This window comes from Streptomyces sp. DH10 (assembly GCF_029813805.1).
Lineage (GTDB): Bacteria > Actinomycetota > Actinomycetes > Streptomycetales > Streptomycetaceae > Streptomyces > Streptomyces coeruleofuscus.
The window spans coordinates 347140-367308 of the sequence record NZ_JARVKU010000001.1 but is presented as its reverse complement, the minus strand read 5'-3'; the positions used below and the strand labels follow the sequence as shown (position 1 = coordinate 367308).

General features: G+C 72.4%; 15 protein-coding genes. 8 read left to right on the top strand and 7 right to left on the bottom strand.

What is annotated here, in order from left to right:
* The first annotated feature begins 3 nt into the window (after nucleotides 1–3).
* The 7 genes from QC385_RS01615 to QC385_RS01585 are packed head-to-tail and all read left to right on the top strand — an operon-like array spanning nucleotide 4 to nucleotide 12343.
* The gene (locus QC385_RS01615; protein ID WP_279539412.1) at nucleotides 4–348 is read left to right on the top strand and encodes a hypothetical protein; all 345 of its coding nucleotides are present in this window, start codon (nucleotides 4–6) and stop codon (nucleotides 346–348) included.
* A complete protein-coding gene (locus QC385_RS01610) occupies nucleotides 345–737 on the top strand; it encodes a GPW/gp25 family protein (RefSeq protein ID WP_086854390.1) in 393 nt (130 codons plus the stop codon). The genes QC385_RS01615 and QC385_RS01610 overlap by 4 nt, the downstream gene beginning before the upstream one ends.
* Nucleotides 734–3838, top strand: coding sequence for a putative baseplate assembly protein (locus QC385_RS01605; protein WP_279539411.1), 3105 nt, complete (start codon nucleotides 734–736; stop codon nucleotides 3836–3838). The genes QC385_RS01610 and QC385_RS01605 overlap by 4 nt, the downstream gene beginning before the upstream one ends.
* Nucleotides 3835–7683, top strand: coding sequence for a putative baseplate assembly protein (locus QC385_RS01600; protein WP_279539410.1), 3849 nt, complete (start codon nucleotides 3835–3837; stop codon nucleotides 7681–7683). The genes QC385_RS01605 and QC385_RS01600 overlap by 4 nt, the downstream gene beginning before the upstream one ends.
* Entirely contained in the window at nucleotides 7683–9845 is a 2163-nt protein-coding gene (locus QC385_RS01595; protein WP_279539409.1) for a hypothetical protein, read from the top strand. Before QC385_RS01600 ends, QC385_RS01595 begins: the two co-directional genes overlap by 1 nt.
* 60 nt (nucleotides 9846–9905) lie before the next feature.
* Nucleotides 9906–11450, top strand: a complete 1545-nt coding sequence (locus QC385_RS01590; protein WP_279539408.1) for a DUF6519 domain-containing protein — start codon at nucleotides 9906–9908, stop codon at nucleotides 11448–11450.
* Entirely contained in the window at nucleotides 11450–12343 is an 894-nt protein-coding gene (locus tag QC385_RS01585; RefSeq protein ID WP_279539407.1) for a peptidoglycan-binding protein, read from the top strand. The genes QC385_RS01590 and QC385_RS01585 overlap by 1 nt, the downstream gene beginning before the upstream one ends.
* A 44-nt stretch (nucleotides 12344–12387) precedes the next feature.
* Here the strand turns inward: QC385_RS01585 and QC385_RS01580 are convergent, their stop codons facing one another.
* The 6 genes from QC385_RS01580 to QC385_RS01555 all read right to left on the bottom strand — a co-directional run bounded on the left by QC385_RS01580 (nucleotide 12388) and on the right by QC385_RS01555 (nucleotide 18376).
* Complete coding sequence (locus tag QC385_RS01580; protein ID WP_279539406.1) at nucleotides 12388–13638, bottom strand: glucarate dehydratase family protein; 1251 nt, start codon at nucleotides 13636–13638, stop codon at nucleotides 12388–12390.
* Entirely contained in the window at nucleotides 13635–14543 is a 909-nt protein-coding gene (locus tag QC385_RS01575) for a 5-dehydro-4-deoxyglucarate dehydratase (RefSeq protein WP_279539405.1), read from the bottom strand. The genes QC385_RS01580 and QC385_RS01575 overlap by 4 nt, the downstream gene beginning before the upstream one ends.
* A 28-nt stretch (nucleotides 14544–14571) precedes the next feature.
* Nucleotides 14572–15516: a carbohydrate ABC transporter permease gene (locus tag QC385_RS01570; protein ID WP_279539404.1), complete on the bottom strand. Its 945-nt coding sequence runs from the start codon at nucleotides 15514–15516 to the stop codon at nucleotides 14572–14574.
* On the bottom strand, nucleotides 15513–16442 hold the full coding sequence (locus tag QC385_RS01565; protein ID WP_279539403.1) for a carbohydrate ABC transporter permease: 930 nt from the start codon (nucleotides 16440–16442) through the stop codon (nucleotides 15513–15515). The genes QC385_RS01570 and QC385_RS01565 overlap by 4 nt, the downstream gene beginning before the upstream one ends.
* Nucleotides 16439–17788 (bottom strand): ABC transporter substrate-binding protein, encoded by a 1350-nt coding sequence (locus QC385_RS01560; protein ID WP_279539402.1) that lies wholly within the window; start codon nucleotides 17786–17788, stop codon nucleotides 16439–16441. The genes QC385_RS01565 and QC385_RS01560 overlap by 4 nt, the downstream gene beginning before the upstream one ends.
* Nucleotides 17789–17983: 195 nt before the next feature.
* A complete protein-coding gene (locus tag QC385_RS01555) occupies nucleotides 17984–18376 on the bottom strand; it encodes a DUF5997 family protein (RefSeq protein WP_279539401.1) in 393 nt (130 codons plus the stop codon).
* A gap of 71 nt (nucleotides 18377–18447) precedes the next feature.
* On the opposite strand from QC385_RS01555, the gene QC385_RS01550 reads away from it, so the two are divergent.
* Nucleotides 18448–19239, top strand: a complete 792-nt coding sequence (locus QC385_RS01550; protein WP_279539400.1) for a LysR family transcriptional regulator substrate-binding protein — start codon at nucleotides 18448–18450, stop codon at nucleotides 19237–19239.
* A gap of 45 nt (nucleotides 19240–19284) precedes the next feature.
* Here QC385_RS01550 and QC385_RS01545 read toward each other — a convergent pair whose 3' ends face one another.
* The gene (locus QC385_RS01545) at nucleotides 19285–20049 is read right to left on the bottom strand and encodes a DUF4142 domain-containing protein (RefSeq protein ID WP_279539399.1); all 765 of its coding nucleotides are present in this window, start codon (nucleotides 20047–20049) and stop codon (nucleotides 19285–19287) included.
* Nucleotides 20050–20169: the final 120 nt, after the last annotated feature.

Sequence of the window (20169 nt, the reverse complement as noted above, 5' to 3'; positions counted from 1 at the left end):
AACGTGTCCGGAACATCCGGGAGTCTGCTGGACACCGCCGCCGTGATCGGCTGCCCGCACGGCGGGCGCGTCACGGCGCCCACTCCACCGGCCGGCGGCGTACGCGTCGCGGGCGCCGCCGTCGCCACCACCGCGCACAGCTATGTGGTCACCGGCTGCCCGCACACCGTCGACAGGGTGCCCGTGCCGTGCGTCACGGTCCGCTGGACCGCGGACGGCAGCGGCATCACCGTCGACGGCGCGCCCGTGCTGCTCGACATCTCCGCCGCCCAGTGCTTCACCGCGGCCTTCGTCCCGCAGGGACCGCCCGTCGTCCAGGGCACGCAGCGAAAGGTCACCGTCCGATGAGTCCCACGAGCCGCGGGACACGCCCCCGCAGCGACATCGCCTTCCCGTTCCGCGCGGATCGCCGCGGACGCACCGCGCACGCCACCCACGGCGAACACGTCCACGACCTGATCGAGCAGCTGCTGTTCACCAGCCCCGGCGAGCGCGTGATGCGTCCCGACTTCGGCTGCGGGCTCCTCGACCTGGTGTTCACACCCAACAGCCCCGAACTGATCAGCACGCTCGAACTCTCCGTGCAGGCCTCGCTCCAGAGCTGGCTCGGCGACCTCATCGACGTCGAAGCCCTCGACGTCGTCAGCGAGGACCACGTCGTGCGCGTGTACCTGTCGTACGCCCTGCGCGCCACCGGCACCCGGCACGAGGACGTCTTCGAAGGGAGGGCGGCATGACCACCACCGCGTCCCGCCGGTCCCGCGTACGGGCCGCCCAGCTCAACGGAGTCGATACGGTCGAGGCCGGCGACGACGGCCTGCTGCTCACCGTCACCTTCCTCGGCAAGGCCCCGCACGGCCTCGGCCCCGAGAACGTCCGCATCGACGGCGGCCGGCGCGTCACCGGCATCACCGCCGTCGACGTCAGCGTCGAACGCGAGGAGGACCCGGAGCTCGACGACCGGCTCTACGTCACCCTCGACAAGGCCGGCGACACCTCCCGCTACCGGCTCTCCCTCGTCGAGGCCGACCCGTACGGACGGCCCGGCACCGAGCCGTACCGCGGCTTCGACCAGCGCTACCACAGCGCCACGTTCTCCTTCCGGCCCGACTGCCCGACGCCCTTCGACTGCAAGGACCAGGACCAGCCGGAGCCGGACTTCCCCGCCGCGCCCGTCATCGACTACACGGCCCGCGACTACGACACCATCCGCAAACTGCTCCTGGACCGGCTCGCGCTCACCACCCCCGACTGGGTCGAGCGCAACCCCGCCGACCTGGGCACGACCCTCGTCGAACTCCTCGCGTACACCGGCGACCAGATCAGCTACCAGCAGGACGCCGTCGCCACCGAGGCCTACCTCGACACCGCCCGCCGCCGCGTCTCCGTACGCCGCCACGTGCGGCTCATCGACTACGCGATGCACGACGGCTGCAACGCCCGCGCCTACGTCACCGTCCGCACCGCGGACGACCTCACGCTCGCCCCGGGCACCTTCCGCTTCGCCTCCGTCGACGTGCGCAGCCTCGACCCGCACGACCGCCCCGAGCCGGGCACGGTCATCGACGAGAGCGAACTCGGTGACCTCGACGAGCGCGGCTCGGTCGAGGTGTTCGAACCGGTCGTCGCCACCGATCCGCTGGAGCTGAGGGTCGCGCACAACGCCATCCGGCTGTGGACGTGGGGCGGCGAGGTGTGCACCCTGCCGAAGGGCGCCACCGCCGCCACCCTGCGCGACGCCTGGGTGGACCCGGAGACCTGCCGCGAGCGCCGTCTCGACCTCAAGCCCGGCGACGTCATTGTCCTGGAGGAGGCCAAGGGCCCGCGCACCGGCACCCCCGGCGACGCCGACCCGAGCCACCGCCAGGCCGTCCGTCTCACCTCCGTCACACCCGGCCTGGACCGGATCGAGGACCAGCCGGTCCTGGAGGTCACCTGGGCCGCCCAGGACGCGCTGCGCTTCCCGCTCTGCCTCACCACGCGCGGCGGACGCGACTGCCTGCCCGTCGAGGACGTCACGCTCGCCCGCGGCAACGTCGTCCTCGTCGACCACGGCCGGACCCTGACCGGGCTGCCCGAGACGGTCACCGTGCCGCCCGTGCCCGCCGTGACCGCCCCCTGCGATCCACCCGCGTTCGGCTGCCGGGACACCGAGGAGGGCAACGCACCCGCGCGGCTCATCAACGCCCTGACGGACAAGACCCGGTCGGGCCGGGCGCTCGTCCCCGACGACGTCCGCGAACTCTTCGAGGTCGTCGGTGAGCGAGCCACCACACGCGCCGGCCTCGGTCTGGAGAGCGCCGGGCAGCGGCACGAACAGGTCGTGCCCGGCACGGCGTACGCCCAGACCGCCGCGCTGCGCACCCTGCTCGCCCAGTCGGTCTACCCGGGCATCGCGCCCCGCTTCCGCCCGGTCCTCGGCCGCACGCCCGTCACCCAGGCGGTGCCCTTCCCCGACCCCGGCACCGTCGCCGCCGGGCAGGCCGAACGGATCGCTGCCATCCCGGGCCGCATCCGGCAGCGGCTGGTCGAACTGTGGCGCAGCGCCCGTGACCGGGACGGGCTCGGCGAGCGGGAGATCGCCGAACTCGCCGTGGTCTACGGCCTGAACGTGCTGGAACGCTTCGAACTGCGCCGCCACCCGGTCCGCGCCCTGCGCGAACTGCTGTACCGCAGCGACCAGTTGCTCGACACCAAGCTGCGCCGCGTCGAGGTCCTCGCCGCCCGGGCCCGCGCGGGCACGGTCCTCGACGGGCACATAGCCTGGGAGATCGCCCACAGCTGGGGCCCGGCCTACGCGGCCGGCCTCCACCCCGAGGAGACGGTGCTGCGCGGATCGGCGACCGCCGCCCTCGCCCAGGACCCGCGCCGGGCGCTGCCCGCCGTACGTGTCGAGGGCGACGACGAGACCTGGGAGCCGCGCCGCGACCTGCTCGACAGCGGTCCGCGCGAGCGGCACTTCGTGGGCGAACTGGAGGACGACGGCCGTCTGGCCCTGCGCTTCGGCGACGGCCGGCACGGCGCCGAGCCCACGCCCGGCACCCGGCTGGCACTGCGCTACCGGCTCGGCGGCGGCACCGCCGGCAACGTCGGCGCCGAGGCCATCAACCACCTCGTCGTGCAGAGCGGTTGCGAAGCTCCGGCCGTCGCCGTACGCAACCCGTTGCCCGCAGTCGGCGGCACCCGGCCCGAACCGGTCGAGCAGGTACGCCAGCTGGCCCCGCTCGACCTGCGCCGCACCCGGCTGCGCGCCGTGACCGCCGAGGACTATGCGGCCCTCGCGGGCGAACTGCCGGGCGTGCAGCGGGCGGCGGCCGCCCTCCGCTGGACCGGCAGCGTCCAGGAGGCGCACATCGCGATCGACGCGTACGGCACCGCGGCCCCGTCACCGGAGCTGCTCGACTCGGTCGCCCAGGCGCTGGAGACGTACCGGCGCATCGGCCACGACCTCGTCGTGGGCCCCGCCCGCCTGGTGCCGCTCGACATCGCGCTCACGGTGTGCGCCGAGCCGGGTCACCAGCACGGGCAGATCCTGGCCGAGCTGTACCGCGTGCTCGGCAGCGGACGGCTGCCGGGCGGACGGCTCGGCTTCTTCCACTCCGACGCGCTCACCTTCGGCGAACCGGTCCGGCTCAGCCGCCTGGTCGCCGTCGCCGCGGCCGTGCCCGGAGTGGCGAGCGTCGAGGTCACCCGGCTGCGGCGGCTGCACGGACAGGACCGAGGAGAGAGGGAGGACGGCGTGCTGCGGCTCGGCCCGCTGGAGATCGCCACCTGCGACAACGACCCGGACCGGCCGGAGAACGGCCTGCTGGCGATATCCCTGGGAGGTGCCCGATGACGGACACGCACCCGGTCACCGCGACCGACGAGTGCGGCTGCGGCGGCGCCTGCCGCGGCGGCCACGACGAGCGCCTCGCGCCGGCCCCGCTGCACAACCCGCCCGGCCGCACCGCGCTGGACTACCGCGTCGGCGAGTACGGCTCGTTCCTGGCCGCCCTGCTCGACCGGCTCGCCTCACCCGCCTACCCCGCCCTGAACCGGCTCACCGTCCGTACCCCGGACGACCCGGCGATCGGCCTGCTCGACGCCACCGCCGTCCTCGGCGACCTGCTCACCTTCCACTCCGAGCGCACCGCCGACGAGGCCTACGTCCGCACCGCGAACGAACACCGCTCCCTGGTGCTCCTCGGCCGGCTCGTCGGACACCGGCCGCGCCCCGGCGTCGCCGCCGCCACGCACCTGGCGTACACCCTCGAACGCGACCCGCGCGCCGAGGCCCAGAACGTGCTGATCCCGCGCGGTGCGCGCAGCCACAGCGTGCCCGCGTCCGCCGACGAGGAGTCGCTGACCTTCGAGACGAGCCGGGACCTGACGGCCCGCTGGGACTTCAACGAACTCAAGGTCCGCCGCCGCCGTCCCTCGCTCGTCACCCCGCGGGATCTCGAAAAGCGCTCCGAGCTGTTCGTCGAGGGCACCGCGCACTCCCTGCGGACCGGCGACCAGTTGCTGTTCGTCTTCGGGGAAGGCGCCGGCGGTGAGCGCAAGCTGCTGCCGGTGGCGAACACGCGCGTCGACCGGGACGACGACGTCACGGCGATCTCCCTGCCGAAGTCGGCGCCGCCGAGCCTGAGGGAACTCGTGGACGAGGTGCGGCGCTGGACGGCTCCGCCCGTGCAGCCGGGGGAGCCGGGGGAGGAGCCGCCGACCCCGGAGGTGCCCAACCCGCGTCCGGTCAGCCGGCTGATCGAGGATTTCGAGGACCAGGTCCTCGCCCCGCTGCGGGCCGACCTGGACGGCGTCAAGACCCCCGAGCGGCTCGCGGCCCGGCTCGCGGAACCTCTCGCCCGGCTCGGTGAGGCTCAGGTGCTGGCCGAGCCGTATGAGGACGTGGCGGAGTGGTTCGAGCAGTTGGAGGCGGTGTTGGCGGAACTCGCGGATCGGGCTCTGGAGCTGGCGCCCGCGCAGACGGTCGAGGAGGGTGCCTCGGTGGGCCGTCGGTTGTCTGCGGCACCGTCTGGGCCGGTCGCGCCCACGCGGCGGAGCCGCATATCGGCACGGCCCGCGCCCCTCAGGGACGACGCACTCACCGCCGCTTGGGATGCCCTGGGCGCCATACTCCCCGCCCTTCGCGCCACCACGCCCACCCCGGTGGGCACCTTCGGCCGACAACTCCCCGGCACCGACACCGCCCGCCTCCTCTCCGCCCTCAACCCCGGCCTCGGCAGCCTCTACCCCGCTTGGCGTACGGCCGCCGCCCCCGGCGCCCCGCAGCTCCTGCGCGAACTGCTCGCCCTGCGCGTCACCGCGGCCCCCTTCGGCGCCACGGCTCCGCTCAAGCCGGTCCAGGACGACCGCGGCCGGGTCATCCGCACCGCCGACTGGCCGCTGACCGGAGCGGTGCTGGCGACCATGCGCGTCGTGTACGACACGGCGGGCAAGACCCCGGTCCGGGCCGAGTTCCAGTACGTCGAGGGCAGCAGCTCCGACCAGCGCGCGGAGAACCTGCCCGTCACCCAGCCCGTCACCTTCACGCTCGGTCCCGGCCAGGTCGAGCTGTCCGTGCGCTCCGGCCAGGACCGCGACCTGAACTGGCTCAACCGGCGGCCCGCCGACTCCCAGGAACCCGGCGTCACCGCCCGCCTCCACTCCGGCCTGCCCGAGCGCACCCTGTTCGTGTCGCGGCCCGACGACGAGGGCCTGGTCCACGTCGGCGTCCACAACGGCACGTCCCAGCAGATCGCCCTTCGGCCGGGCGCCGCCGAGCAGTTCACGCACGGCGAGCACGAGGTCAGCCTCAAGTACACGGTGGCCGGCGCCGAACCCAACGTCGAGATCGTCATCGCCACCAAGCCGGAGCAGGTCAACCGCAGCACGCTCCAGCTGGACACCGTGCACGAGGGCATCACCGTCGGCAGCTGGGTGGCGATCCAGCGGCCCGCCAAGGGCGCCGACAAGGGCGTCCCCGGCGATCCGAGGCTGGCGTTCGTCACGACCCAGGTGACGGCCGTGCGCACGGCCGCGTACACCAACTACGGCATCACCGGCCGCGGCACCGAACTCACCCTCGCCCACGCCTGGCTGGACGAGTTCGACGTGCTCCTGTCGCACATCCGCGACACCACCGTGCACGCGGCGGGCGAGCCGCTGCGCCTCGCCGACGAACCGCTCGGCGAGGACGTACACGGCAACGAGATCGAACTCGCCGAGCTGTACGACGGACTGCGCCCGGGCCGCACGCTCATCGTCGAGGGCGAACGCAGCGACATCCCCGGCACGGCCGGGGTGCGGGCCACCGAGGTCGTCACGATCGCCGCCGCCGACCCCGCCGCGGACCGCCGGATCCCCGGCGACCACGTCCACACCCGGCTCACGTTCACCGCAGACCTCGCCCACCGCTACCGCCGCGAGACGGTCCGCATCCTCGGCAACGTCGTCGAGGCCACCCACGGCGAGAGCCGCGAGGAGGCCATCGGCAGCGGCGACTCGGACCGCGTCAACCAGACCTTCGCGCTCTGGCAGTCCCCGCTGACCTGGCTCGCCGACGACAATCCGCTCGGCGCCACACCTGTGCTGGAGGTCCGGGTCGACGGTGTGCTGTGGCACGAGGTGGACAGCCTCGCCGGACGCGGCCCGACCGAGCGGGTCTACATCACCGGGTCCACGGCCGACGGCCGTACCACCGTGACCTTCGGCGACGGTGTGCACGGCGCCCGGCTGCCCTCCGGCCACGAGAACGTCCGCGCCCGCTACCGCTTCGGCACCGGCAAGGCCGCGAACGTCCCGGCGGGCCGCGTCACCCAGCCGCTCACCCGGCCCCTCGGTGTCACCGCGGTCACCAACCCGCGCCCGGCCACCGGCGGCGCGGACGCCGACGGCCCGGGCCTGACCCGCCGTACCGTCCCGCTGGCCGTCTCGGCCCTGGACCGGCTGGTCTCCGAGTCCGACTACGAGGACTTCGCCCGCTCCCGGGCCGGCATCGGCCGGGCCTCGGCGCGCGAACTGTTCGACGGACGGCGGCGCGTGCTGCACGTGACGGTCGCGGGCACCGACGACGTGCCCATCGCGCCGGACTCCGACACCCTGCGCGCGCTGCGCGGCGCCCTCACCGAGTACGGCGACGCGAACCTCCCGGTCCGCGTGGACGGCAGGGAACTGGTCCTGCTGCTGATCGCCGCCAAGGTGAAGGTGGCCCCCGACCACTCCTGGCAGATCGTCGAGCCGCGCCTGCGGCAGGCCCTGCTGAAGCGGCTCGGCTTCGAGGGCAGGGAGCTGGGCCGCCCCGCCCGCCTCTCCGAGGTCCTGGCCACCGCCCACACCGTGCCCGGCGTCGACTACGTGGACGTCGACGTCTTCACCGGCGTGCCCGCCTCCGCCGGCCCGGACGAGCTCACCGAGCTGCTCACCCGGCCCGGCCCGCCCAGGGCGACCGTCCCGGCACACCCGGCGACGTACGACGAGAAGACCCACACCGTCCGCTCCGACGACGGCGAGACCCTGTCGGAGATCTGCGCCCGCTACGGCGTACCCCTCGCCGAACTCCTGCGCCTCAACCCCGACATCACCGACACCCGGCGCCTGCCCAAGGGCCGGTCGGTGTACGTCTTCCGCGGCATCCGCCCGGCCCAGCTCGCGCTGCTGTCGCCCCGGGCCGCGGACACCCTGATTCTGACGGAGGTCAAGTGATGTCCCCGGACACCCAGTTGGAGACACCGGCCCCGGTGGTGCCCAGGGAACCGGACGGGCTCGCCGAACTGCTGCCCCGCTGGCACCTGCTGCGTGACGCCGAGGAGGGCGGGCCGCTGCGCGAACTGCTCGCGGTGATCGCCGAGCAGATCGACCGCGTCCGCGACGGCGTCCAGCAGGGCTACGAGGACCTGTTCGTGGAGACGGCGGCCCCCTGGGTGCTGCCGTACCTCGGTGACCTGGTCGGCTACCGCACCCTGCCCGGCTACGAGCGCGTCCTGACCACCGGCCTGCACGAGGGCGGCAGGGCGGCCCTCGCCGAGGCGGTCGCCCCGCGCCGGGACGTGGCCGCCACGGTCGCGAACCGCCGCCGCAAGGGCACCCTGCACCTCCTGGAGGAGCTGTCCGAGCGGGTGGCGGGCTGGCCCGCGCGGGCCGTCGAACTGTCCCGGCAGGTCGCCCACACCCAGCCGGTGAAGCTGTACGGCACCGGCACGCACCGCGGCGAGCGCGGCCGGCTGGCCGACCTGCGCGACGGCGCCGAACTCGCCCTCGACGGCGGCCCGTTCGCCAACTCCGCCCGTACGGTCGACGTCCGCCGCGCCGACTCACGGCATCGGCAGGGCGGCTGGAGCCCGGCCGGCGTCGCGCTCTTCGTGTGGCGGCTGAAGGCGTACCCGCTGACCCGGAGCCCGGCCTACTGCGTCGACCGGGCCCGCAACCTCTACACCTTCTCGATCCTCGGCAACGACACCCCGCTGGTCACCAAGCCGTTCCCGGAGCCCTCGCCCGCGCACATCGCCACCGCCGACAACGTGCCGGCGTTCGTCACCCGCCGCCTCCTGCACGACCGGCTGCTCGACTACTACGGCCCCGGCAAGAGCTTCGTGATCCGCCTCGACGGCGAGGACAACCCCGTACCGCCCTCGGACATCGTGGTCGCCGACCTGTCGGACTGGCGCTACCGGCCGAAGCGCGGCCAGGTGGCCGTCGACCCCGAGCTGGGCCGGATCGCCTTCGGGTCGCGCTCCGCGCCCCGGCAGGGCGTGTGGGTCGACTACCACTACGCGTTCGCCGCCGACATGGGCGGCGGCGAGTACGAGCGCGACCGCGAGGCGCGTCCCGACGCCGAGGTGTACCGGGTCGGGCCCGGACAGCCCTACCGGCAGATCATGGACGCCTACCGGGCCTGGCAGCACGACCGCCGGGCCGACCGCACCGGCCCCGCCGGCATCATCGAGATCACGCACAGCGGCGCCTACCAGGAGCAGCTCGACTTCGACCTCGACCCGGGCGACCGGCTCGAACTGCGCGCCGCCGAGGGCACCCGCCCCGTCGTCCGCCTCCTCGACTGGTACAGCAACCGCCCCGACGCCCTCAACATCCGCGCGGTGTCCGACGACTGCGCCCCGCACGAGCGGCCGCGGGTCGTCCTCGACGGGCTGCTCGTCGCCGGGCGCGGCATCAACGTGGCAGGCGCGATGGGCGCCGTCGTCCTGCGGCACAGCACGCTCGTGCCCGGCTGGTCCCTGGAGCCCGAGTGCGAGCCGCACTCGCCCGAGGAGCCGAGCATCGTCCTGGACCGCACCACCGCCTGCCTCCAGATCGAGCACAGCATCCTCGGCACCATCGAGGTCATCGGCGACGAGGTGAGCGAGGACCCCCTCGACATCCACATCCGCGACAGCGTCCTCGACGCCACCGCCGACGACCGCGAGGCCCTGTCCGCCCCGGACTGCCGCCACGCCCACGCCGTACTGCACCTGCACCGCACCACCGTCATCGGCGAGATCCACACGCACGCGGTGAAGATCGCCGAGAACAGCGTCTTCACCGGCCGGCTCCACGTGGCCCGGCGCGGCATCGGCTGCCTGCGCCACTCCTACGTCCCCACCGGCTCCCGCACCCCGCGCCGCCACCGCTGCCAACCCGAACAGGCCCAGGGCATCAGGCCGTTGTTCACCTCCCAGCGCTACGGCACGCCCTGGTACGGGCTGCTCGCCGACCGCTGCCCCGAGGAGATCAGGCGCGGCGCGGACGACGGCGCCGAGATGGGTGCCTTCCACGACCTGTACCGGCCGCAGCGCGAGGACGGCCTGCGGGCCCGGCTCGCCGAGTACACGCCCGCGGGCACCGACGCCGGGATCTTCTTCGTGACGTGAGGCGCGCACCCGCCACCGACCTTGTGAACCCGCACTTCTGAACCAGGGGGGACACCCTTCATGCACGCAGACCTCTCCCGCTCCACGTTCCGCCCGGAGCGGCACTACTCCGCGGTCGTCGCCCAGCAGGGCCGCGTCCAGCTCGACGCCGACCTCAACGAACAGACCGCGATCCAGCTCCACCAGGCCCGCAGCATCGCCGCCGACCTGATCGGACCGCACGGCGGGCCGCGCCACGCCGCCGGCTTCCGCATCGAGTACGTCGGCGGTCAGCACGAGATCGACACCCTCCTCATCCACGGCGGCCGCTACTACGTCGACGGCATCCTGTGCGACGCCGGCCGCCCGGCCGCCGGAGTGCCCGTCACCGACGAGGACGGCGAGGAGCCGGCCCCGGAGCCGCCCGCGCACTGGACCTACTGGGACCAGCCCGACGGCTTCCGCGACCCGGAGAAGCCCGGCGACCGGCTGCCCTCGCCCGCCCAGACGCCGTTCGTCGTCTACCTGAACGTGTGGGAGCGCTCGGTCACCGCGGCCGAGGACCCCGCGCTGCGCGAGGTCGCCCTCGGCGCGGCCATGCCCGACACCGCCGCCCGGCTGAAGGTCGTCTGGCAGGTGCTGCCGCTGTCCCTCGCCGCGCTGGAGATCGAGGAGACCGACCCGTCCAAGGACGTCGTCCGCGCCGCGTTCACCCGCTGGGCGCAGCGCCGGTCGGCCCCCTCGGCCCGGCTCGCCGCCCGCAGCGAGCGGCCCGACCACGCCGACGAGGACCCGTGCCTGGTCAAGCCGGACGCCCGCTACCGCGGTCCGGAGAACCAGCTGTACCGGGTGGAGGTCCACGAGGGCGGCGAGGCGAAGGACGCCACCTTCAAGTGGTCCCGTGAGAACGGCTCCGTCGTCTTCCCCGTCGATGAACTGGACGGCACCTGGGTGCAGTTGGCGTCCCTGGGTCACGACGACAAGCTGGACCTGGACGTCGGCGACCACGTGGAGTTCGTCGACACCGCCTACGCCTCCCGCCTGGAGCCCCTGCCGCTGCTGCGGGTCGAGGAAGTGGACCTGCCCGGCCGCCGCGTCCGCCTGTCCGCCGAACCCGCCCCGGGCGTCGGGCGGCTCGCGCACCTGAACCCGTACCTGCGCCGCTGGGACCACCGCGGCGGCCCGAAGCGCAAGGGCCGCACCACCGCCCTGCGCGGCGGCGCGGTCCCCGTCACGGAGGGGGAGTGGCTGCCCCTGGAGGACGGCGTCGAGGTGTACTTCGCCAAGGGCGGCACCTACCGCACCGGCGACCACTGGACCGTCCCCGCCCGCACCGCCACCGGCAACGTCGAGTGGCCGGTGGACGCGGCCCGCCGTCCGCTGCTCCAGGGCCCGGCCGGCATCGCCCGGCACTTCGCCCCGCTGGCGCTGATCAAGGGCGAGGGCAGCGCCGTCGACCTGCGCCTGGCGTTCGGCCCGCTGGCGAGCAGCATGCCGCCCGCGGACGAGGCCACGCTCGCGGCCGAGGAGCAGGCCCACCGCGAGGAACTGGCCGCCGAGGACCCCTCCCACGGGCGGTCCCAGACCACAGCCGAGGCGGAAGCCGCCGTGGAAGGAGACAACTGATGGCCAAGCCCCTGAGCGCGTCCAAGCTGGTGGAGATCCTCAGAGCCGAGGGCCTGACCGTCCACGAGGTCCGCAACTGGCGCACCCACAACCGCAACAGCAAGGGCCCCTGGGGCCCGGTGAACGGCGTGATGATCCACCACACCGTCACCTCCGGCACCGCCGCCTCCGTCGACATCTGCTACGACGGCTACTCCAGCCTGCCCGGCCCGCTGTGCCACGGCGTCATCGACAAGAAGGGTCACGTCCACCTGGTCGGCAACGGCCGCGCCAACCACGCCGGCCTCGGCGACGGCGACGTCCTGCGCGCCGTGATCAACGAGTCGAAGCTGCCGGCCGACAACGAGGCCGACACCGACGGCAACCGGCACTTCTACGGCTTCGAGTGCGTCAACCTCGGCAACGGCAAGGACCCCTGGCCCGAGGCGCAGAAGGAGGCCATCGAGAAGGTGTCGGCGGCGATCTGCCGTCACCACGGCTGGTCCGAGCGCTCCGTCATCGGCCACAAGGAGTGGCAGCCGGGCAAGGTCGACCCGCGCGGCTTCACCATGGACGCCATGCGCAAGCGCATAGCCCAGCGGCTCAAGGGCGGCGGGGGCGGCGGCAAGCCGGCCCCCGACCCGAAGCCGTCGCCCAAGCCGTCCTACGAGCCGTTCCCGGGCGCCGCGTTCTTCCACGTCGGGCAGCGCTCCCCGATCATCACGGCGATGGGCCGCCGTCTGGTCGCCGAGGGGTGCAGCCGCTACGAGGAGGGGCCGAGCCCCGACTGGAGCGAGGCCGACCGCCGCTCCTACGCGCTCTGGCAGCAGAAGCAGGGCTTCTCCGGCAAGGACGCCGACGGCATCCCCGGCAAGCTCACCTGGGACCGGCTGAAGGTGCCCAAGTCCAAGTAGGTGACCGGGTGCGCCCCTCCGCGCGGAGGGGCGCACGCCCGTTTTCACCAGCGGGGCAGCCGCAGCTCGTAGTCCGGCTGGATCCGCCGCATGTAGCCGGTGTCGTCCCTGCCGCGCATCCCGGAGTCGACGTACCGCCGGTGCAGCTGCTCCAGCTTGTCGTGGTCGAGCTCGACGCCCAGCCCCGGGCCGGTCGGCACCCGGACCTCCCCGTCGCGCAGCTCCAGCACGCCCGGCACGATCACGTCGTCGGCCGAGTTCCACGGGTAGTGCGTGTCGCAGGAGTGGTCGAGGTTGGGGATGGCCGCGGCGACATGGGTCATCGCGGCGAGGCTGATGCCCAGGTGCGAGTTGGAGTGCATCGACAGGGCGAGCCCGAACGCCTCGCACACGGCGGCCAGTTCCCGGGTGCGGCGCAGCCCGCCCCAGTAGTGGTGATCGGTGAGCAGGACCTGGATCGCGTCCTGCTCGACGGCCGGCTTCAGATGCTCCCAGGCGATCACGCACATGTTGGTCGCGAGCGGCATGGGCGACTTCTTCGCCACCTCCGCCATGCCCTCGATGCCCTTGGTCGGGTCTTCCAAGTACTCCAGTACGCCGCCGAGTTGACGGGCGACATACGTGGACGTCTCCACCGTCCACGCCACGTTCGGGTCCAGCCGCAGCGGCTGCCCCGGGAAGGCCTTTGCCAGCGCCCGGATCGCGGCGATCTCCTCGTCGGGCGGGAACACGCCGCCCTTGAGCTTGAACGACCTGAAGCCGTACCGCTGCTGCATCAGCCGGGCCTGCTCCACGATCCCCGCCGGGTCGAGGGCCGCGCCCCAGTCGTCGGCGATGGCCGGACGGCCGTCGAGCGCGGGGTGTTCGGCCCACTTGTAGAACAGGTACGCCGCGAAGGGCACCGCGTCGCGCACCCTGCCGCCCAGCAGATCGCTGACCGGACGGCCGAGCAGCTTGCCCTGCGCGTCGAGACAGGCCACCTCCACCGCCGAGGTGGTCCAGCCGCGCTCGTGGGAGCTGGGCACGGCCGGCAGCAGGGCCGAGTCGATCGCGGCGGCGACGGCGGTGGTGTCGAAGACGTCCATGCCGGCCACCACCTTCGCCGCGGCCTGAAGCCGTTCCAGCCGGGCGGTGCCGCCCGGGGACTCGCCGAGGCCCACCGTGCCGTCTTCCAGGACGAGTTGGAGGATGATCCGCAGGGCGAGCGGCTCGTGCACGCCGTTGGAGTTGAGCAGCGGCGGGTCACCGAAGGCGATCGGGGTGATGATCAGCTCCCGGATACGCGTCGGGCTCATGCGCCGACCACCTCCAGACCGCGGTCGATGAGTTTGGACAGCCGGGCGACGTGCTCCGGTGCCGGATCCAGCAGAGGAGCCCGTACCCCGCCGACATCGAGGCCGCGCAGCGTCACCCCGGCCTTGACGAGCGACACGGCGTACCCGGGGACCTCGTCGCGCAGGGCGACCAGGGGGCCGTAGAACTCGTCGAGGAGCCGGGAGACGAGGGCCTCGTCGTCCTCGGCGAGGGCCCGGTGGAAGGCCAGGGCGATCTCCGGGGCGAAGGCGAACACCGCCGAGGAGTACAGCTCGACGCCGATGCCCCGGTAGGCGGGCGCGGTCAGCTCGGCGGTGGGCAGGCCGTTGAAGAACTGGAAGTCCTCCGTGCCCGGCACGGCACGCACCGCTCGGACGACGCGGTGCATCCGCTCGATGTCCCCGATGCCGTCCTTGAGTCCGACGACCCCGGGCAGGGCGGCGATCTCTGCGGCCGTCTCCTCGGTGAGCCGGGCGGTGCCGCGCTGGTAGAAGACGACGGGCAGCGCGGTGGCCGCGGTGACCTCCCGGACGTAGCGCACCAGGCCCTGCTGCGGGGCGCCGACCAGGTAGGGCGGCAGCAGCAGAATGCCGTCGGCGCCGGCGCGTTCGACGCGGGCGGCCTGGTCCCGGGCGACCGGCACAGGACCGCCGGCGGCCGCGAAGACCGGGACCCGCCCGGCCGTGGTCCGCACCGCGACCCGGGTGGCCCGCTCGATCTCGTCGGCCGACAGGGCGTGGAACTCGCCGGTGCCGCAGGCGACGAACACACCTCCCGCGCCCGCCGCGACGCCCGACTCGATGTGCTGGGCGAGCCGTTCCTCGTCCAGGGAACCGTCCGCCGCGAAAGGCGTGACCGGGAAGAACAGCACTCCGTGGAACTTCATGTCTCCCTCATACGTGGGGGGTGGGTGGTCAGCCCTTCGTGGCACCGGCGGCGATGCCGGTGACCAGCGAGCGCTGGAGGAGCAGATAGACGATCAGGCTGGGGACCAGGGCGATCACCGCACCGGCCAGCACCACGCCCGAGCCGACCTCGGGGTCGGTGCGCAGGATGGACAGGGCCACGGTGACCGTGTAGTCGGTGGGGTCCTTGGCGGCGATCAGGGGCAGCAGGTACTGGTCCCAGATCATGATGAAGCCGAGCACCCCGGCCACGCCGAGCGCGGGCTTGCACAGTGGCAGGACGACCTGCCACAGCATCCGCAGCTCACCGACGCCGTCGATGCGGGCGGCCTCCTCGATCTCGGCGGGGATGTCCTTCATGAACTCGGTGAGCACCATCACCGAGAAGCCCCAGGCGCCGAGCGGCAGGATCACGCCCCAGACGGTGCCCTTCAGATCGAGTCCCACCACGGGCACATGACCGAGGACCAGGGACAGCGGGATGGCGATGACCTCCTCGGGGAGCATCATCGTCAGCATGAACAGGGTCAGGATCAGCGCCTGCCCGCGGAACCTGTGCCGGGCCAGGGCGTAGGCGGCGAGCGTGCAGACGACGAGCTGGAGCAGCAGTCCGCCGCCCGCGATGACCAGGGAGTTGCCGAAGTAGTCCCAGATGCCGCGCTCGCCGGCCACCTGGAAGTTCAGCAGGCTCGGGTGGTGGGGGAGGAACGACAGGGTCGAACCGCTGGCCTTCTCGCTGAAGGAACCGGAGAAGACCGTCAGGAACGGCGCCGCGAAGACGCCCAGGGCGAGCGCGCAGAGCAGGACGCGGAGCGCCCAGGCGGGGCCCGGCCGGTCGCTCCAGCCGAGGGCGGTGTCGAAACGGGCGGGGGTGGTGCGCCGCTTCCCGGCGGACTTCCGTTCGGGCGAGGCGGTCACCGGGGTCCGGACGGGCTCGATGGCGGGCGCGCTCATCTCACGTCTCCCCTCTTGCGGATGTAGTTGACCGTGACGGTGAGCAGCAGCGTCACGCAGAGCAGGAGCACGGAGGCGGCCGAGGCGCCGCCGATGTCGTTGCGGGAGAAGCCGAGGGTGTAGGCCCGGGTCATCCAGACGTCGGTGGACCCGGCCGGGCCGCCGCCCGTGAGGACGTACACCTCGGTGAAGACGCGCAGCCCGCGGATCGCGGCGAGGGTGAGGACGATGCCGAGGGCCGGGCGGATGGCGGGCAGGGTGATGTGCCGCAGCCGCTGCCACAGCGACACCCCGTCCATCGCGGCGGCCTCGTACAGCGAGCGGTCCACACCCGCCAGTCCGGCGAGGATGATCACCATGTTGTAGGGGGCGAGCATCCAGATGCCCATGGCCATCGTCGCCCACAGCGCCGTGTCGGGGTTGTCGAGGTAGGGCACGGGCCCCAGGCCGAGGAGCCCGAGACCGCTGTTGATCAGGCCGTCGGAGGTCGGGTAGTACATCAGCCGCCACATCTCGCCGACCACCGCGGTGGCGGTGACGACGGGCAGGAAGACGGCGGTACGGATGATCTTCAGTGACCGGGCCTGGCCTTCGAGCAGCAAGGCCAGGAGGAAGCCGGCGACGATGCCGCCGAGGGACATGCCGAGGCCGAGGACCAGGGTGTGGCCGATGGCGTCCTGGAAGCGGTGGTCGGTCAGGACCCGCGTGTAGTTGTCGAGGCCGACCCACTGGTCACCGAGGAAGGGCCGCACGTCGAAGAAGCTGAGCCAGACGCCCTTGCCCATGGGGAGGAACTTGAAGACCAGGGCGAGCAGCAGACCCGGCGCGAGGAACAGCCAGGGCAGTACGGCCTTCTTGCCGAGTACGGCTTTCTTGCTGAGGACCCGGGCTCTGCGCGGCCCGGGTGTCGTCACGGTCGCTGTCATTTCAACAGGTCCTGGTCCTTGAGGTCACCGGCGAGGGTGTCGTTGAGTTCCTTGAGACCGGCCTTGACGTCACTGCCGCAGTACGTGAACAGGGCGTTGAGGGAATCGGCCGTGTCCTGCTTGATGGGGGCCCAGTCCGGCGCGTTGGGGAACTGCTGTGAGTCGTCCTCGTAGGCCTTCTGCACGACGCTCCAGCGCGCGTCGCCCCGCACCTTCGCCGCGTCCAGCGTGGAGTTGACGGGGATCCGCACGACGGGCTGGTGGTCGCCCGTCATGGCGAGCGTCTGACCCTCGGGGGAGATCAGGAACGCGGCCAGCGCCCGCTCCTGCTTCGCCTTCCCGGTCCTGGCGCCGAAGTAGATGTTCTCGCCGTCGGCCAGCACGTCGTTCCCGGCCGGGCCCGCGGGGGCGGGCAGCACCTCGTACGTGGCCTTGCCGAGCGCCTTGTCGAACGTGGAGATGTTGTACGGGCCGGTGAGGTACATCCCGGCGTTGCCGTCCTGGAAGTTGGTGGTGTTCGCGGTGACGGAGGTGAGGGCGCTGGGCTGGATGACACCGTTGTCACCACAGAAGAGGTTGTCCTTCATCCAGGTGACGGTGCGCAGGGCGGCCGCCGAGTCCATGGCGGGCCGGTAGCCGGTGCCTTCCTTCTCGACGATCCGCACACCGCCCTGCCACAGCCAGCTCGCACCCCACCAGGCGACATAGCCGTTCTGCGCGCTGCCGGGCACGACCATGCCGTACGTGTCCCTTTTCCCGTCCCCGTCCGGGTCGCGCGTGGCGAAGGCCTTGGCGAGGGCGAGCGTGTCCTGCCAGGTCTTCGGCTGCGGCAGGCCGAGCTTCTCGCGCCAGTCCTTGCGGACGAACAGCGTCATGGCCTGGCGGGAGTACGGGATGCCGTAGTGCCTGCCGTCGCGGCCTACGGTGGACGACCACGACTTGGCGGTGATCTCGCCGTGTCCGGCGATCGAGGCCGGTGTGACGGGCTTGAGGAGGCCTTGGCCCTGGTAACTGCCCATCAGGGCCGTGTCGTTGATCATGACGTCCGGCAGGTCCTTGGTGGACGCGCGGCTCTGCAACTGCTGGTCGAAGTTCATGACCGGCTGGTAGTCGATCTTGATGCCGGTCTTCTCGGTGAAGGCGGCGAACACCCGCTTGTAGGTCTGGGCGGAATCCGGATCGCTCCGGGTCCACACCTCCAGCGTGTTCGGATCGCCGGCCCGGGCGTTGCCGGAACCGGAGCCGCAGGCGGTCGTTCCGAACAGGAGCCCCGAGACGGCGAGCGCGGCGGCCAGACGGTGCCCGCCGCGGAACCGCACATCGATACAGCGTCGGCGATCCCGCATGGATGCCTCCGTTCATATCCGTGAACCAACTTCACGAATCTAAATGATCGGCCAAGCTACGGATCGTTTCATCACCATGTCAAGACATGGCTGAAAGATTTCACCGAGGTCACACGAGGCCGTGGCAGGGCCCGGAAAACGACAGCGGCCCCAACCGGATGGACCGGTTGGGGCCGTGTGAGAGAAGGTTCGAGGTCAGCCGCTGCACTCGGCGCGCTCGGCGTTCTTCCTCTTGATGCGATCCGCCTCCTTGCGGACCTCCGCCTGGGTGGCGCGCTCCCGCTCGAGCCACTCGGGGCTCTCCCGCTTCAGCGTCTCGATCTGCTCGGTGGTGAGGGGCTCGGTGACGCCGCCGCGGGCGAGACCCGCGATGGAGACGCCGAGCTTCGCGGCGACCGCCGGGCGGGGGTGCGGGCCGTTGCTCCGCAGGTCCTGAAGCCACTGCGGCGGGTTCGCCTGGAGCTCGTTCAGCTCGGCGCGCGAGACGACGCCCTCCTGGAACTCGGCGGGTGTGGCCTCGAGGTACACACCCAGCTTCTTCGCCGCGGTCGCGGGCTTCATGGTCTGGGTGCTCTGGTGCGACGTCATGAGCCCCAGGGTATCGAGCGTGTGCGCGACCGCTGACCACGACCGCTTACCACGGCCGGTAACCTGGCCAGGTGACAGGCTCGGAAGAATCATCGTCGTTCCGGCTCGTGTACGTCCCGGGTGTGATGCCCGACAAGTGGCTGCGCGTCTGGAACGAGCGGCACCCCGACGTCCCGCTGGCCCTGACGCAGGTGCCCGCCGGAGCGGCGGCCGGGCGGCTGCTGGACGGGGACGCCGACGCGGGCCTCGTACGCCTCCCCGTCGACCGGACGGTCCTCAGCGCGATCCCCCTCTACACCGAGCAGACGGTCGTCGTGGTGCCCAAGGACCACCTGGTCACGGCCGTCGACGAGGTGTCCCCGGAGGATCTGTCCGACGACATCGTGCTGCATCCCCTGGACGACGTCCTCGACTGGGAGAACCTCCCCGGACGGCCCGCCTTCGAACGACCCGCCACGACGCCCGACGCCGTCGAACTCGTCGCGGCGGGGATCGGCGTGCTCATCGTCCCCCTGTCGCTGGCCCGCCTCCACCACCGCAAGGACCTCACGCACCGTCCGCTCAAGGACGCCCCCGAGTCGAGTGTGGCCCTGGCCTGGCCCGAGGACGCGACCACGGACGAGGTGGAGGACTTCATCGGCATCGTGCGCGGCCGCACGGTCAACAGCACGCGCGGCCGCAGGCCGGCTCTTCCGGAGGGGAATCCCAAGGGCGGCGCCCGACGAAAGCCGGTGCCTGGGGAGTCGGCGGCCGGGAGGTCGGCGGCTGCGAAGCCCACAGGCAAGGGTGGGCAGTCGGCCGGTCGGAGCGGGCGCGGTGCCCCCAAGGGCGGCAGGCGCGGCAAACCGCGCCGCCGTTCGTAGCCTGGGGGCCCGCCGCCGGAGCGCGATCCCCGGCCCGCCCCTGGTTCACCCGGCCGGCGGGGACGGCTGCGGCTGCCCGTAGGACGGGTTGGGGGCGACCGTCTGCAGATCCTTCAGGTCTTCGGGGATCGGCAGCACGCGGACCGGCGCACCCTGCTGGGGCGGCGGCGGCGTCGTCTGCTCCTGGGGCAGCTTGGGCGGGGCGGTGATCTGGAAGCTGACCTGCTCTTGGTTGATCAGGCCGGTCTTCTCCAGGACCGTGATGTGGTCGAGAACAGTGTCGTTGGTCGTGTCTGCGAGTTCCCGCACGAGGCTGTTCCGGGTGGTCGCCCGGATCTTGGCAATCGTCGGGAAGATGCCCCCATGCGCGACACGCATGATGGTCACGGCCGTGGACTCGAACTCCTTGCCGGTGCTGCCTTCCGCCGTCGCCACGAACTGCTGCTGCTGCGGCGACGGCTCGTTCGGCAGGGTGATTCCCAGGTCCGTGGAGACCTTGCGGCAGCCCGCGTCGAGCCGGCCGTGACCCACGAGCAGATGCTCGGCGACCTCCCGCATCTCCTTCGACGAGCTCCGCTGCATGATCAGCTGCCCTAGCGGGTACTCCCACAGACCGGCCGCGCGCACGCGGACCACGAAGTCGCGGTCCGCCTCGGTCAGCGGCCCGTACTGGGTGTTGGCGATGATGCGGTCCTGGCCGGAAGCCGCGTTTTCCACGCCCAGCATGCTCGGGTAGGCGAGCGCGGTGAGCGTAAGGATCAACGCACCGCTCACGAACGCGGTTCCTGCCGTGCTGCGCGAGATGCGCATCGTGCCTCCTGGGATATGAACGGCCCAACGCCAGGAGGTACGGATGCCAGGGGCGAAACAATCACCGCTGCCGCAAAAAATTTTGTGAACCGACCGGGTCCGGTGCTGTGCCGCCCTCGG